This window comes from Halobacillus sp. Cin3 (assembly GCF_947311855.1).
GTDB lineage: Bacteria > Bacillota > Bacilli > Bacillales > Halobacillaceae > Halobacillus > Halobacillus kuroshimensis.
Genome location: NZ_CAMZMV010000013.1, coordinates 1 through 14,028 on the forward strand (window position 1 = coordinate 1; position 14,028 = coordinate 14,028).

Annotated in this window: 16 protein-coding genes and 1 rRNA gene; 5 read left to right on the plus strand and 12 right to left on the minus strand. The window is 46.9% G+C overall.

The window, feature by feature from the left end; genetic code table 11:
• Together QMA39_RS19505 and QMA39_RS19510 are read right to left on the minus strand one after the other, a co-directional pair.
• Nucleotides 1-58: ribosomal RNA gene (locus tag QMA39_RS19505) — 16S ribosomal RNA — on the minus strand; the annotation flags it as partial.
• A gap of 510 nt (nucleotides 59-568) precedes the next feature.
• Entirely contained in the window at nucleotides 569-1,453 is an 885-nt protein-coding gene (locus tag QMA39_RS19510; RefSeq protein WP_206934313.1) for a nucleotidyltransferase-like protein, read from the minus strand.
• Nucleotides 1,454-1,587: 134 nt separating this feature from the next.
• Here QMA39_RS19510 and QMA39_RS19515 point away from each other — a divergent pair, with 134 nt between their 5' ends.
• A complete protein-coding gene (locus QMA39_RS19515; RefSeq protein WP_206934311.1) occupies nucleotides 1,588-1,965 on the plus strand; it encodes a YgzB family protein in 378 nt (125 codons plus the stop codon).
• A gap of 87 nt (nucleotides 1,966-2,052) precedes the next feature.
• On the opposite strand, the gene perR is transcribed toward QMA39_RS19515, so the two are convergent.
• The 5 genes from perR to QMA39_RS19540 form a co-directional block, all read right to left on the minus strand.
• On the minus strand, nucleotides 2,053-2,490 hold the full coding sequence (perR, locus tag QMA39_RS19520) for a peroxide-responsive transcriptional repressor PerR (protein ID WP_281659582.1): 438 nt from the start codon (nucleotides 2,488-2,490) through the stop codon (nucleotides 2,053-2,055).
• A gap of 125 nt (nucleotides 2,491-2,615) precedes the next feature.
• Nucleotides 2,616-3,173 (minus strand): cob(I)yrinic acid a,c-diamide adenosyltransferase, encoded by a 558-nt coding sequence (locus tag QMA39_RS19525; protein WP_281659583.1) that lies wholly within the window; start codon nucleotides 3,171-3,173, stop codon nucleotides 2,616-2,618.
• A 1-nt stretch (nucleotide 3,174) separates the two neighbouring features.
• Nucleotides 3,175-4,128, minus strand: a complete 954-nt coding sequence (locus QMA39_RS19530) for a D-2-hydroxyacid dehydrogenase (RefSeq protein ID WP_281659584.1) — start codon at nucleotides 4,126-4,128, stop codon at nucleotides 3,175-3,177.
• 82 nt (nucleotides 4,129-4,210) lie between these two features.
• Nucleotides 4,211-4,681, minus strand: a complete 471-nt coding sequence (gene bcp / locus QMA39_RS19535; protein WP_027956053.1) for a thioredoxin-dependent thiol peroxidase — start codon at nucleotides 4,679-4,681, stop codon at nucleotides 4,211-4,213.
• Between the two features lie 64 nt (nucleotides 4,682-4,745).
• Entirely contained in the window at nucleotides 4,746-5,156 is a 411-nt protein-coding gene (locus QMA39_RS19540) for a potassium channel family protein (RefSeq protein WP_206934305.1), read from the minus strand.
• Between the two features lie 182 nt (nucleotides 5,157-5,338).
• Between QMA39_RS19540 and QMA39_RS19545 the strand changes: the two genes are divergently transcribed.
• The 3 genes from QMA39_RS19545 (at nucleotide 5,339) to QMA39_RS19555 (ending at nucleotide 8,273) form a co-directional block, all read left to right on the plus strand.
• A complete protein-coding gene (locus tag QMA39_RS19545; protein WP_079478425.1) occupies nucleotides 5,339-5,425 on the plus strand; it encodes a YjcZ family sporulation protein in 87 nt (28 codons plus the stop codon).
• 191 nt (nucleotides 5,426-5,616) lie between these two features.
• The gene (locus QMA39_RS19550) at nucleotides 5,617-6,912 is read left to right on the plus strand and encodes a glutamate-1-semialdehyde 2,1-aminomutase (RefSeq protein ID WP_206934303.1); all 1,296 of its coding nucleotides are present in this window, start codon (nucleotides 5,617-5,619) and stop codon (nucleotides 6,910-6,912) included.
• A gap of 293 nt (nucleotides 6,913-7,205) precedes the next feature.
• Nucleotides 7,206-8,273: an aromatic acid exporter family protein gene (locus QMA39_RS19555; RefSeq protein ID WP_027956056.1), complete on the plus strand. Its 1,068-nt coding sequence runs from the start codon at nucleotides 7,206-7,208 to the stop codon at nucleotides 8,271-8,273.
• A 173-nt stretch (nucleotides 8,274-8,446) separates the two neighbouring features.
• On the opposite strand, the gene QMA39_RS19560 is transcribed toward QMA39_RS19555, so the two are convergent.
• The 4 genes from QMA39_RS19560 to QMA39_RS19575 form a co-directional block, all read right to left on the minus strand.
• A complete protein-coding gene (locus QMA39_RS19560; protein ID WP_027956057.1) occupies nucleotides 8,447-10,216 on the minus strand; it encodes an ABC transporter ATP-binding protein in 1,770 nt (589 codons plus the stop codon).
• 68 nt (nucleotides 10,217-10,284) lie between these two features.
• Nucleotides 10,285-10,812, minus strand: coding sequence for a DUF402 domain-containing protein (locus QMA39_RS19565; protein WP_027956058.1), 528 nt, complete (start codon nucleotides 10,810-10,812; stop codon nucleotides 10,285-10,287).
• A gap of 255 nt (nucleotides 10,813-11,067) precedes the next feature.
• Nucleotides 11,068-11,244, minus strand: coding sequence for a gamma-type small acid-soluble spore protein (locus tag QMA39_RS19570; protein WP_027956059.1), 177 nt, complete (start codon nucleotides 11,242-11,244; stop codon nucleotides 11,068-11,070).
• A 120-nt stretch (nucleotides 11,245-11,364) separates the two neighbouring features.
• A complete protein-coding gene (locus tag QMA39_RS19575; protein WP_281659585.1) occupies nucleotides 11,365-12,435 on the minus strand; it encodes a LysM peptidoglycan-binding domain-containing protein in 1,071 nt (356 codons plus the stop codon).
• Between the two features lie 266 nt (nucleotides 12,436-12,701).
• On the opposite strand from QMA39_RS19575, the gene QMA39_RS19580 reads away from it, so the two are divergent.
• The gene (locus QMA39_RS19580) at nucleotides 12,702-12,926 is read left to right on the plus strand and encodes a hypothetical protein (RefSeq protein WP_027956061.1); all 225 of its coding nucleotides are present in this window, start codon (nucleotides 12,702-12,704) and stop codon (nucleotides 12,924-12,926) included.
• Here QMA39_RS19580 and mutY read toward each other — a convergent pair.
• Entirely contained in the window at nucleotides 12,916-14,004 is a 1,089-nt protein-coding gene (mutY, locus tag QMA39_RS19585) for an A/G-specific adenine glycosylase (protein WP_281659586.1), read from the minus strand. The two genes, QMA39_RS19580 and mutY, sit on opposite strands and share 11 nt — an antisense overlap.
• Nucleotides 14,005-14,028 lie beyond the last annotated feature (24 nt).

Consider the following 14,028-nt stretch of genomic DNA (forward strand, 5'->3'; position numbering starts at 1 on the left):
GCATGTATTAGGCACGCCGCCAGCGTTCGTCCTGAGCCAGGATCAAACTCTCCATAAAAGTAGTTTGACTTGCTCATTTGCACACCGAATGTGCTTTGTTTCAAATTTCTTCATTAAAGAAGAAATGTTTTGACGTACTGGTTGGTTCGTTCAGTTTTCAAAGATCAAATGTTGTCAGCCGTTTGAAAACAGCGACTTAATCATCTTAACATGTGTTGCTTTTCATGTCAACAACTTTTTTTCATTAAGTTGAGAAAGCGTTTCGTTTTCGTTTTTGGCGACAAATACTAGATTATCACGGGAAGTTGTTAGTGTCAACAACTTTTTTCGTGATTTGTTTTAGTGCTTTTCAGCACCATGCCGCTCTCTTAAAGCGACAAGTAATAATTTATCACGCAACGTTATTGAAGTCAATAACTTTTTTGCTGTTATTTCACGGCGTCTCTTGCTCCGCTGAGCCGCTCTCAATGCGACGTTTAATAATATAGCACGCCTATTTAAGAACGGTCAATGGTTTTTATTAAAAAAGTCCTCTTCCTTTACTAAATCAAAGAAAGAGGACCTTCACCTATAAGTGGTCAGGTTGTTCTACAGGCTTATACGTACGGTGGAAAATCTGCGGCCCCTTCGTTTCCTGCGGGATCACCTCGATGGCTCCGTGCTCAACGAGATACTCGATCATCGAGGATAGATCCAGTATATATTCCTGGATTTCCGGATGGACTTTCAATTCGCCGAACGACCACGGCTCTTCCCTATCGTTCATCAACTCCAACAAATGCTGGGCGCTGGAACGGGCACGCTTGCTGATGGAATGTTCAACGGCCAGGATCATTAACTGGATCCGTTTTTCCGTGGGCTCCCCACTCTCAATTAACTCCTGATAGAGTTTATAGATTTCAGGCTCAATCCGTTTCACCTGATTCCATACGGTGACTTCCGGATGAAAACCTTTCTCTATAATGGACAACCGGGCCAAATAGTGGAGCGAGCTCACCATTCTGCTGTAGGAATCCAAGTATTGTTCAGAATCATAAAGATCCTTAGATTCACTGTAGCTTCGTATCAGTTTGGCAAATTCTATCGCTTTCTTCAGGTTGCGGTTCTTTTGAGGAAACTCGCGAAGGTGCTCTTTCATTAAGGTCACATATTCATTTCTTTCAAAGATGATGCTTCCGTTGATCACCCATTCCACCGCCCGTCGGTAGGAGCTGGTGTCAATCCAGTGATGGAGGAGGGTTTCATCTACGATATGCATAGCTGCTGATTTGTTCTCAAATTCATAGTGCTTCACATACCACAGCTCTTCCGCATCCCGTACGATAATGAAGAGGATCACATCAAAGTTATCAGTGACCGGACTGATTGGTTTGTTCTTTTCTAGGATCAGGATACCCAGGGTACTGCTCTGGCTGGCTCTTTCCTGATAAATCGGGCGTAATAAATCTTCCATTGTCTTTCCCCCATATTCAATTTCCCTTTCCTGTGTTAATTCGCTACGATGCGCCAAAATCCTTTTTCCGTATTGTATTTGTTCCTAGAAAAATATGCTATACTACGTGGTAGATAAGTAAGGAGGGAGCCTTAGTGGCGTTAAAATACAGCAGTAAAATCAACAAGATCCGTTCTTTTGCTTTCTGGCTGATTTTTCTCGGTATCGGAGTCATGTACATCGGCCTGTTGTTCAAGGACACCGTCTGGCTTATGGCAACGTTCATGATTTTAGGCATGGGCTTTGTCGGACTAAGCACCGTCGTTTACTTCTGGATCGGCATGCTCTCCACCAGGACCATCCAGATCATCTGTCCTTCATGCGAGAAACCGACCAAGATGCTCGGACGGGTCGATGCCTGCATGCATTGTGATCAGCCGCTGACGATGGACAAGTCCCTGGAAGGTAAAGAATTCGATGAGAAGTACAATAAGAAGAAATACCGAAACGAAAAGGCTCCTACACAGTCCTGAGCCGTCCGGACCCGTTATCCACGGGTCTTTTTTTGTATCCATTCATAAAAAATGCCATAAAAAAACTGAAAGCGCAGGGCTTTCAGTTTAGTGGGCCATTTCCGTTTGACATTTGGAACACGTTCCATAGACTTCCATACGATGATGGCTTACGTCAAATCCCGTCACCTGTTCAGCTAATGATTCAACTTCGTTAAGGCTTGGATAGTGGAAATCCACGATTTTTCCGCAGTTGTTGCAGATCGCATGGTAGTGGTCACTCGTATTACAGTCGAACCGGCTTGAGGAGTCTCCATAAGTAAGCTCCCGGACCAATCCAATATCCTTGAACACGCGCAGGTTGTTATAAACAGTGGCCACACTCATGTTTGGGAATTTACTTTCCAGCGCTTTGTATATTTCATCAGCTGTGGGGTGGGTCATTGCATTAAGCAGGAATTCAAGCACCGCATGACGCTGTGGAGTGATTCGGACGCCGGATGATTTCAACGTATCTATCGCATCCTGGAGTCGATGATCAGACACGGTCATGCACCTCGCTTTCATAAAATGATTCTTGATTTATAAAATTATTACATTAGAATGCTTACAATTAGTGTAACCTTTCCGTAAACCGGTTGTCAATATGGAAGCCTGCATTCCATCTTGGATTACACATCTGGATGGAGGGGTATTTCCTTCCCGTTCAGCTTCTTATTCACATATCTGGCCGCGACAAATAAGAAATCAGATAAGCGGTTCAGATAGGACACAACAAGCGGGTTGTTCAGTTCATCCTCCAGAGTAACGGCCAGTCGTTCTGCTCTGCGCACAACCGTACGTGACAGATGGAGGGCGGCTGAAGCTTCATGACCTGATGGTAGTATAAAATTCTTCAAGGGGTCAAGTTCCTGGTCCCACGTATCAATCTGCTGTTCAAGGTCTTCAATATGCTCCTGCTTCAGTTTCCACGTGACATCCTTGCCCTTGGGTGTGGCAAGCTCCGCCCCAACATGAAAGAGAATCGTCTGGATTTTCTCCATCGTCTGCATAAAAGCGTCTTTATCCGCCCAGTCTTCCTTCCTTAGATGGCTGAGCGCAACGCCTATGGTTGAGTTAGCCTCATCACATGTTCCGTAGGCCTCCACCCTTACATCATTCTTCGGGACCCGCTGGCCGTAAATCAAGGATGTCTGTCCCTTGTCTCCGGATCTTGTATAAATACGCATCTCAATACCCCCGTTCTGGATCAATAATATTTCTCAGCTCTCCGTCTCCGTTCAAGAACACTTCCAGGTTTTCTTCAAAAATGGCAAAGCCGCGCGGCACATAATGAGGAGAAATGCCTGAGATATGCGGCGTGACCGTTACATTTTCCTCTCCCCAGAATGGATGAGCCTCTGGAAGTGGCTCTTCTTCAAACACATCAAGCACGGCATGAGCGATTTCATCGGTGGTTACAGCATCCATAATGACGTCAGCCGGAACAAGATCTCCTCTTCCCATGTTCAAAAAGACCGCATGATCGGGCATAGCAGCAAAATGGGCGTAAGTCAGCATGCCCCTCGTCTCTTCGGTGCTCGGCAGAACAGCAACCACAAAATCAGCTTTCGGAAGGACAAGGTGGATGTCGGAAATCGGGTACACCTGGTCAAAATGCTCCTTCGGCCGTCCGGATTTGGACAAGCCGATCGTTGTCATCCCGAAAGCTCCGGCGAGACGGGCCGTTTCCTGGGCGATGGCCCCTGTGCCGAGCAGCACCATCGTGCGTTCGCTGATTTCATTCATTTCAGCCCTCCGGCTCCATTCCCGCTTCTGTTCCTGCTTCATCAACGTCTTGGCTTTTCTTGACACCTGCAGCAGCATGGATATCGCGTACTCCGCCATCGGCTTGGCATGAATGCCCCGGACGTTGGTCACAAGGATGCCGCGCTTTTTGATTTCGTCAAAAGGCATCCGATCCATGCCTGCTGACAAGACCATGATCCATTTCAATTTCTTGGCCACCTGGATTTTTTCTTCATCCAGATCCTCCCCGTATGTAATGAACACATCGGCTTCTGCTAAATAATGCTGCGCCTCATGCATCCCGTGACAGAAAACGAAATCCACCTCGTCAAAACGACGGCTCAAATGAATCCGGATTGATTCTGGAACCCTTTTAATAGCTGAAACAATCTTCATCGTGTCCCCTCCATCCTCTTTTTCTTTATCTTAGCTTATAAAGAAACCATAGTCACCTGTGGACTATGGTTTCAAGCTGTTCTTATTGAAGGTTTTCACGAATGTATTGAAGAGCCGCTTCCACGTGGCCCTCTACTTTCACTTTGCGGAACTCCTCAGCAAGGTTTCCCTCTTTATCAATGATGAAAGTGGAGCGCTCGATGCCGTAATACTCCTTGCCGAAGTTTTTCTTCAGCTTCCATACGCCAAACTCCTCGGAAACCTTGTGGTCTTCATCTGCAAGAAGCATAAACGGAAGGTCATGCTTGTTAATGAATTTCTCATGAGAATCAACCGGGTCCGGGCTGACACCAAGAATAACCGCGTCCAGATCCTCGAAACTTTCATGATGATCACGGAAGTCACACGCTTCTGTCGTGCACCCCGGAGTCATATCTTTCGGATAAAAGTACAGGACGACGTTCTTTCCTTTGTAATCAGACAAAGAAACGGATTCCCCGTTACTTGCCGGCAGTGTGAAATCTTCGACTTGCTTTCCTTTTTCTATAGACATATGAGCACCCTCCTTAAAGATATCTATCCTCTAGGGTACCTTACTCAGAAGGAAACTTCCAATCTCAGTCTCTTTTTTTGTTACTCTGCCATACTTTTGCGGCAAGAGCTGCGGGAAGGGTGTAACCGATCATAGCCTCTAGAATCGCCAGCCACTTCCCCGCCCCTACAGGCAGCATATCTCCATAGCCGACGGTAAATAATGTGACACCGCTGAAATAGATACTACGTATGAATTCTTCGATCCATGATACCCGTCTGTAAGGGATGCCTGTCCGGTATACATCCACCCCCTCCAGAATCAGCACCGTATAAATGAGGCCGAAGCCAATCATCACGATGGTGTACAGAAGCATCACGGCAATGAACAGCTGACTCGAAAAAATCTTGTGCTCGATTTCCAGGGAGTGAAAGATCTGCCGGAGACTCGCCCCCATCAGAAGCAGTAAAAGGATGCTGACGATAATCGTAATCATAGCGTGCTCCTTCTTATCATCCAGGTGGACATGGGTGACAGGCTTTACTTTTTCTTATGTCTTTTTCGAGTTGGATATGCCTCTACCCCACGAAGATATTTGCCGAAAAAACGGGCGGATGCACAGCCCGTTTTTCAGGGGGAGGCATAAGATACTGTAAACCATGGAAAGGGGGAATTGTAATGGGTTACGGATATGGCGGAGGCTTTGCGCTGATCGTTGTTCTTTTCATCCTTCTAATTATCGTTGGTGCAGCGTTCGTATACTAAGATGAACATCAACTGATGGGATGACCATAAACCAGTGTATATTCCTCATGGGTTCGACCGGACAGCTGCATACGTTAGTGATGAAACACAGAGAAAGACCGGCCTGCTGAGACAGGGCGGTCCTTTTCTATCTTGTGACATGGACAAACATGCTACAATGAGAAAGTGAAACAGTTGTTAGGAGGTATAGCATGAACATTCCACGTTCAGAACAATTATATAAAGAAGCCGAAGAACACATCGTCGGCGGGGTGAACTCTCCTTCACGCGCCTATAAAGGTGTCGGAGGTGGGACACCGGTCTATATGGACAAAGCGGAAGGCTCCCGTTTCTATGATGTCGACGGCAACGAATACATCGATTACCTTGGTGCCTACGGGCCGATCATCACCGGACATGCCCACCCGCATATTACGGAGGCGATTACGAAGGCAGCACAGAACGGCGTCCTGTACGGCACACCGACGGTTCTCGAAAATCGGTTTGCTAAAATGTTGAAAGATGCCATCCCTTCCCTTGATAAAGTCCGGTTTGTAAACTCCGGAACGGAAGCGGTCATGACGACGATCCGTGTCGCGCGGGCATACACCGGTCGGAATAAAATCATTAAATTCGCCGGCTGTTACCACGGTCACTCCGACCTTGTCCTCGTCGCCGCTGGATCCGGACCTTCCACACTTGGCACACCGGATTCTGCAGGAGTACCGGCATCGATCGCCCAGGATGTCATTACCGTTCCATTCAACGATATTGAACCGTTCAAGGAAGCACTCCGCAAGTACGGCGATGAAATTGCAGGGGTTCTTGTTGAACCGATCGTCGGCAACTTCGGAATTGTTGAGCCAAAGCCTGGTTTCCTGGAAGCTGTGAATGAGCTGACCCATGAAGCAGGCGCGCTTGTCATTTATGATGAAGTCATCACGGCCTTCCGCTTTACATACGGAAGCGCCCAGCAGTTGTTGAACATCGAACCGGACATGACCGCGATGGGTAAAATCATCGGCGGCGGGCTTCCGATTGGTGCCTACGGCGGACGGGCCGATATTATGGAGCAGGTCGCACCGCTCGGACCGGCCTATCAGGCAGGAACAATGGCTGGTAACCCAGCTTCCATGTCAGCAGGAATCGCCTGTCTGGAAATCCTTCAACAGGAAGGTGTGTACGACGAGATGGACCGTCTCGGTCAAAAACTCGAAGAAGGCATCCTCCAGCACGCGGAACAGGCAGGCGTACAGATTCAGATCAACCGCCTGAAAGGAGCCTTAACGGTTTACTTTACAGATGAAAAGGTAGAAAACTACGAGCAGGCGGAAAACACAAATGGAGAACGGTTTGCCCGTTTCTTCAAACTGATGCTCGCCGAGGGCATCAACCTCGCTCCATCTAAATATGAAGCCTGGTTCTTAACGACCGCTCATACGGACGAAGATATCGACCGGACACTCGAAGCGGTTGAGAAGACATTCAAAATTATGGCCGCTGAATAAACACCATCCCCTTCTTCCTATATAAGAAGGGGATTTTTTATGGAAAGGGAGTTGCCTAACCCGGTATTCCATGCTATTATATATTTATAATTCTGAATATTCCCACGAATTATGATCTTTGTTTCATTTCTTTCCCTTTTCATAGGAACCAGCTCTTGGGACTGGTTCCCCTTGGGCTTATGCTGATTTCACGCATAAGCCTTTTTCTTTTGTTCTTCCTGCCCTATTATCATGTATAATGATGGCAGTCCTCCTTTATCGAGGAGGTTTCATGTAAAAAGGATGATGCTTGTATGAAACTGGGCGCACGGATGATGAAGACAGGTCTGGCGGTCGGAATAGCTCTTTATTTCGGACACCTGATCGGCTTCATCTCCCCATTACTCGCTGCCATTGCTGTTGTTTTTTCCATTCAGCCTTCGATTTACCGTTCCTATCAGTCGATTATTGAACAACTGCAGGGGAACATCATCGGGGCCATGATTGCCATCGTTGCCGTATTCACCCTCGGTAATGATCCATTCGTCGTCGGCTTTGCGATTATCCTCGTCATCGGAGTCACATCAACGATGAAGATGAACGAAAATACGATATCTCTTGCGGTCGTAGCAGTCATCGCTTTGATGGATGCCACCGACCAGACCTTTCTTTACTTCGCCGGCTCACGACTCTCATCCATGATTCTCGGTATTCTGGCCGCTTTCATCGTGAATCTCGTCTTCCTGCCTCCAAGGTATGAGACACGGTTGTTCACGAAGATCGACAGTGCCACCAATGATATTCTGCAGTGGCTCCGCGTAACAACGAGACAGTTGTCGGACGAGCCCGCTTTAAAATATGAAATTACGAGGATTCAGGATGACATGCGCTGGGTGGATCACACGTACCTGCTGTATTCAGAGGAACGGACCTACTTCAAGGGCAGCCGATTTTCCAAAGGAAGGAAAATGGTGCTCTTCCGTCAGCTGATTACGACGACGAAAAAATCTTTCGATGTCCTGAAGGCCTTCTACAGGCTGGACCATAAGATCGAGCAGATTCCGGAGGATTTCCAGGATGCTGTCGTTCAGGAACTGGATAAGCTGATCAACGCCCACGAGAAACTGGTGTTGAGCTTGAAAGGAAGAATAAAACGAACGCACAAGCAGTCTCTGAGGCGGATCGAGGAACCGGATATTCCTTTATTGGTCGAGCGGCTGATGCATGTGTATGAAGAAAGCAACAATCCCGATAAGCTCGTTTTCCTTCCCCTCGCCTCCCAGCTGATGGAATACCATTATCAGCTTGAACGGTTGAAGAGGCTGTTGAAAAGTTACCAGAACCATCATCAGGGTGACTTCATCCAGACATCAGACAAATAAAAAAAGCACCGCACACGCGGGCTTTAGACTGCCGGGATGATTTCCGGCAGTCTTTTTTCGTCAATTTCACTAAAAAAGGACATTCTCAAGCGGTAGCACGGACCAAGTCAGTTGAGACCAGACACTTTTTCTTAAAACACAAAAAAGGCATCCGCACATGCGGACGCCTTTTTTTACGTATGGGAAGAGGTGGCCGGCTCATCCAGCTCCTGAACCTGATAAAGATCATAATAATGACCTTTTTTCCTCATTAACTCGTGGTGGGGACCGACTTCAACGATTTCTCCGTTCTCAATGAGAACTATCCGATCCGCATGCGTGATTGTCGATAAGCGGTGGGCAACGATGAATGTCGTCCGCGATGATGCGAGACGCTCCAGTGCCCCTTGGATGAGATGCTCACTTTCCAGATCAAGCGCACTCGTCGCTTCATCGAGCACTAACAAAGGCGGGTTTTTCAAAAAGACACGCGCAATGGCCACACGCTGCTTCTGTCCACCTGAAAGCTTCACTCCACGTTCACCGACGAGGGTATCGTAACCATTGGGAAGATCCATAATGAAGTCATGAGCATTAGCGGCTTTGGCAGCTTCAATCATTTCCTCATCTGTCGCATCAGGGTTCCCCATCCGGATATTCATCGCAATGGATTCACTGAACAAAATGTTGTCCTGCAGCACCATCCCGATTTTATCACGGAGCGAACGAGCCTGAACCTCTCGGATATCTGTCCCATCCAACAGGATTTTTCCTGCTGTCACGTCGTAAAACCTCGGGATCAAGCTGATCAGTGTAGACTTACCGCCTCCACTCATACCGACAAAGGCGATCGTTTCTCCTTTTTGGATATGCAGATCGATGTCCTTCAGAACGAGTGGATCTTCTTCATCATAACGGAAGGAAACGCCCTCCAGGCGCACATCGCCCTCTACATGCTCCAGCTTCTTGGCCTCCGGCTCATCGACAATGTCATATTCCTCATCGACAAATTCAAAGACACGGTCCATGGAAGCAATCGACTGGGTCAGGACAGTGGCTGAGTTCACAAGTCTGCGCAGCGGATTGTACACACGGTCCATGTAGCCAATGAACGCGACCATCGTACCGACCGTCAACGATCCAGTAATGACCTGATAGCCGGCAAATGTGATGACAAGCAGCGGAGCCAGGTCTGTAATCGTGTTCGTCACGGTATACGTGTACGCATTCCAATTGGTGTGCGTAATCGCCTTATCCAGGAAGTTTTTGTTTTTCGTACCGAACTGGGCCTGCTCATGGTCTTCCAAAGCAAAGCTTCGAGTGACCGGAACACCCTGCACTCGTTCATGCAGATGCCCCTGGACTTCAGCAAGTGCCTGGGAACGATCGCGCGTCAACTGGCGGAGACGAGCGTAAAAGTATTTGACCGCAAACCCGTAAAACGGAAACAGAGCAATAGCTACAAGTGTGAGCCATGGGTCCATCGTCAGCATGATAATAACCGCAACAACAATCGTGATCATATCGAGCCAGATGTTCATTAAGCCTGTTATGACAAACGTCTTCGTCTGTTCAACGTCATGAATGACACGAGAAATGATCTCTCCTGTCTTTGTCCTGGAATAAAACCGCAGACTAAGACGCTGGATATGATCGAACAGCTTTTCACGGATATCATAGAGGATGTGGCTCCCGATCCACTGGGCGAGATACTGGCGGATGTATTCCACCGGCGGTCTCAGGACGAGGAAAACGAAGAGCGCTCCGCCCATAAGCCAGAGCAGCTGATCCATTTTTTCCGACTGGGCCATCTGATCTGCATTAATGATGTCATCAATGACGTATTTCGTTATCAACGGCATCAGCAGCGGAATGGAGAATTTAATGATTCCAATAAGAACAGTTAAAATTATTTTTCCTTTATACGGTTTGACAAACTTCAAGTACCTCTTGATGCTGTCCAAAAAATCACCTGCTTTCTTTCACCTGAACAACAAGAGAAGCGCACTCCTTAGAAGTGCGCATCCACTCATTATCTATACGTTAAATATCTTTCGTACCACTGATCAATAAACTCCGGCGAGAAAGGACCCTTTCTCTGCCTGATCCATCTAAGTAAAATATCTACATTGTTATACAGAATACGGTCCAGCACGTGAGGATAGTTCATTCTTCTCTTATGAACTTCATACTCGTCCTCATCTAAAATCTTGTACGTCATATCCGGAAACACCTTCACATCGAGATCATAATCGATGTACTTGATGGTTCCGTCCTCATAGATGAAGGGAGAGCTGATATTACAGTAATAGTACACGCCGTCTGTCCGAATCATCCCGATGACGTTGAACCAGTACTTGGAATGGAAGTAACAGATGGCAGGCTCTCTGGTCACCCAGCGGCGGCCGTCGCTTTCTGTGACGGTCGTCCGGTCATTGGCACCAATGATGACGTGCCTCGTTCCTTTTAATATCGTTGTACTTTCCCAAACACGGTGTAAATGCCCATTATGCTTATAGCTTTGTATTTCAATCCGCTTCCCTGCTTCCGGGCCGGGCATAAGATCCCCCCTTCCCTTTCATTACCGTATCACCTTCTGTCTATTATAACGACAAACGAAAGCGAATGAAAACAATTACTCTGAAAAGTGTGCCGGACGCTCCCATCTTTTTCAGGAAAACGGGTGGAGAATTCAAGGCGGCCATTATATAGGAAGAAATAGAAAAAAGAGCCGCCCGCTGCCGGGACGGCTCTTTCTCATGGGAGATTGCAACAGGCTAATCAAACAGCCCGGCCAACCTGCCAAAGATTCAGGTTACTTTTTCTTCGCCTGAGATTTTTGGTTCTGCTCGATTACGTGCTGTGCATCTGTTTGCTGGGCAAACTCAGCGCCGTATTGGGAATTCCCTTGAGCAGCTTGTTGGTTTTGTTGTTTTACGTGATTAACATCCGTACCAGCTGCTGTTTTGTTTTGTTTCGGTTGCTTAGCCATGTGTATCACCTCCGCAAAAATTATTGTGTACAGCGAGCCTTTGTTTCATTCCTCATCGACCGAAATTTTTCACAAAAAAAAGAGCGGCCCTTGATGGGACGCTCTTTTCTGATGCTTTGATTAGTTGGCAAGACGCTTCGTACCGATGTAGCGGCTTCCCCAGTAGTTGCTGGAAAGGGAGCTGATTTCCACGCCGTTCGTAGAACCTGTGTGGATGAACTTGCCGTTTCCAAGGTAGATTCCTGCGTGAGAAGCTCCAGGCTTGTACGTTTCAAAGAAGACAATGTCTCCAACCTGGCGCTGGGAATCACTGACAGACTGCATACGGCTGTCTGCATAAATGGTAGCTACTGTACGTGGAATGCTTACGCCTTCCTGTGCGAATACGTAGTTAAGGAATCCACTGCAGTCAAAACCGGATGGTGTGCTTCCTGCCCATACATATGGTGTACCGATGTGCTTTTTAGCTTCTGCAACCAGTCCATCTACAAATCCAGAGTTTGAACTTGAAGAACTCGTGGTAGATGTATGACTAGAGGATGAAGATGAAGAAGAAGATGATGATGATGATGTAGACGCCTCACCACTTACTTTCAACTTCTGACCTACATAAATCGTTGTACCGGACAAGCCGTTCAGGCTCTTAAGGCTGGATACGGATGTTCCGTACTTGTATGCAATAACAGATAGGGAATCACCACTCTGAACTGTATACGTGCTTGTTGACTTAGATGAAGAAGAGCTTGAGCTGCTGGAAGAAGTAGACTTACTGGAGCTGGAAGAACTTCCAGATAGAGAAAGCTTCTGTCCAGGATGGATAACATCACTGGAAATATTGTTCATGCTCTTCAACTTAGAAACAGACATGCCGTGGTTTACTGCAATCGCCCAAAGGGAATCACCACTTTTAACAGTGTAGGATCCACTTCCGGAATTGGAAGACGACGTTGATTTCTGTGAAGATGATGCATCTTTTTCAACAATCAAACTCTGACCAACGTAAATCATGCTGGAATTCAGACCATTCCATGATTTGATTTCTGAAACAGATCCGTCATACTGCCTGCTTAAATCCCAGATTGTATCCCCGGATTTAACCTTGTGCAATTCATCCGCAAAAACTGAAGTTCCCATAACAGATGCCCCAAGCAAAGCTCCACTGACCGCCGTAACCAATTTTTTCTTATTCATGTATTCTTTACTCTCCCCTATGTATGAATTGTTATAATTGTGCAATCAAATAACCTAAATCCCATTATTCATAAAAGACAATTGTTTGTAAATACTCCGAAACTTCTACAAATACCAACAAAGGCAGTCGAACCCTTTGATACCAAGGTTTTCCACACTTCGTTACATTTACTTTACAGGTTTGTTACATGTGTATTTGTCGAATTTTGTTTGTATGAGCAGGACAATTGTACATACATTAAGGAGGAAAAGGAGGCTGTTCTTTTATGTATGTTGGAAGAGATTTAGCTGGATTGACGATGGAGCCTAAACAGAATTGGGAAGAAAAAGAGCTGGGGTATTTTCATACGTCCCTGTCGCAGGCCGCTCCCTATCTGAATGCAGAAGGGGTCACCCTGCTCAGGGAAATCAACAAAGAAATAGAGCGCCGCGGCGGTCTGGAAGCAAAGGAAGCTTCCTGGACCAGCGGCACTCATACAGTTACGGACTAATATACGGATGGGCTTTTTGATGGGATACGGGAAATGGATAATCAAGCATTGCTTCACGGTCGACAAACCTCGCCCGCTCATGATCGAGACGGCCGCTTTTCACTACGGCTCTGACCACATCCATTTCCCAGATTAAATGGGAAAACACATGCCGGACATGATCCACTTTTTCCCCAAGTTCTACCTTCAGACCATATTCCCCGTACATCCAGACCGGTACGGATTCCTGATCCACATCTTCCAGTGGAACCATCGGATACTGCCACAGCGAAGCCAGAAGCCCTTCTCCAGGACGCTGTTCGATCAATACCTCACCTTGGTCATTTTCAATTAAAAGCAGCAGGTAAGGGATCTTTTTCTGTTTTTTCTTCGACGCTTTAATAGGGAGTTCGGTTTCAGCTCCTTTTTCAAAGGCGCTGCAGTGATCCTGCACCGGACAAAGCATACAGGACGGTGTCTTCGGTGTGCAGATAAGGGCACCAAGCTCCATCAGCCCCTGATTGAAGGCGGATGGATCCTCTTTGGAGATCAAGTGCCGGACGAGTTCTTCAAACAGCTTTCTTGTGCTCTGTTTACTGATATCATCCTCTACATAAAGAATACGGGAAAGCACCCGCATCACATTTCCATCGACAGCCGGCTCCGGTGTATCATAAGCTATACTCAAGATCGCCCCTTTCGTATAGGGGCCGACGCCTTTCAGTTTCCCAAGTTCATCCGGGTCACTCGGTACTACGCCGTCATAGGATTCGACAACTTCTCTGACAGCGTTTTGCAAATTTCGAGCACGGGAATAGTAACCTAACCCCTCCCATGCCTTTAAAACCTCCTGCTCATCGGCTTCGGCTAAGGCTTCCGGGCTTGGGAATCTGCTCATAAAATGGTTAAAATAAGGAATAACCGTATCAACACGGGTCTGTTGGAGCATAATTTCTGATACCCAGACTCTGTATGGATCCTGATTTTCCCGCCAGGGCAGGATTCTCTGCTCTTTTTTAAACCAGGATATAAGATCATCTCTAAAAGCATTTACATTGGTATGATTCAATAGGAAGGGAACTCTTTCTTTCGGTTTCACTGGAAACACCTTTCTTATTTAACG

Excerpts from the sequence above, each read along its gene's own strand:
- QMA39_RS19510 (WP_206934313.1), bottom strand. The coding sequence starts at position 1,453 with ATGGAAGATTTATTACGCCCGATTTATCAGGAAAGAGCCAGCCAGAGC.
- QMA39_RS19525 (WP_281659583.1), bottom strand. The coding sequence starts at position 3,173 with ATGCGTATTTATACAAGATCCGGAGACAAGGGACAGACATCCTTGATT.
- QMA39_RS19530 (WP_281659584.1), bottom strand. The coding sequence starts at position 4,128 with ATGAAGATTGTTTCAGCTATTAAAAGGGTTCCAGAATCAATCCGGATT.
- bcp (WP_027956053.1), bottom strand. The coding sequence starts at position 4,681 with ATGTCTATAGAAAAAGGAAAGCAAGTCGAAGATTTCACACTGCCGGCA.
- QMA39_RS19540 (WP_206934305.1), bottom strand. The coding sequence starts at position 5,156 with ATGATTACGATTATCGTCAGCATCCTTTTACTGCTTCTGATGGGGGCG.
- QMA39_RS19545 (WP_079478425.1), top strand. The coding sequence starts at position 5,339 with ATGGGTTACGGATATGGCGGAGGCTTTGCGCTGATCGTTGTTCTTTTC.
- QMA39_RS19550 (WP_206934303.1), top strand. The coding sequence starts at position 5,617 with ATGAACATTCCACGTTCAGAACAATTATATAAAGAAGCCGAAGAACAC.
- QMA39_RS19555 (WP_027956056.1), top strand. The coding sequence starts at position 7,206 with ATGAAACTGGGCGCACGGATGATGAAGACAGGTCTGGCGGTCGGAATA.
- QMA39_RS19565 (WP_027956058.1), bottom strand. The coding sequence starts at position 10,812 with ATGCCCGGCCCGGAAGCAGGGAAGCGGATTGAAATACAAAGCTATAAG.
- QMA39_RS19570 (WP_027956059.1), bottom strand. The coding sequence starts at position 11,244 with ATGGCTAAGCAACCGAAACAAAACAAAACAGCAGCTGGTACGGATGTT.
- QMA39_RS19575 (WP_281659585.1), bottom strand. The coding sequence starts at position 12,435 with ATGAATAAGAAAAAATTGGTTACGGCGGTCAGTGGAGCTTTGCTTGGG.
- QMA39_RS19580 (WP_027956061.1), top strand. The coding sequence starts at position 12,702 with ATGTATGTTGGAAGAGATTTAGCTGGATTGACGATGGAGCCTAAACAG.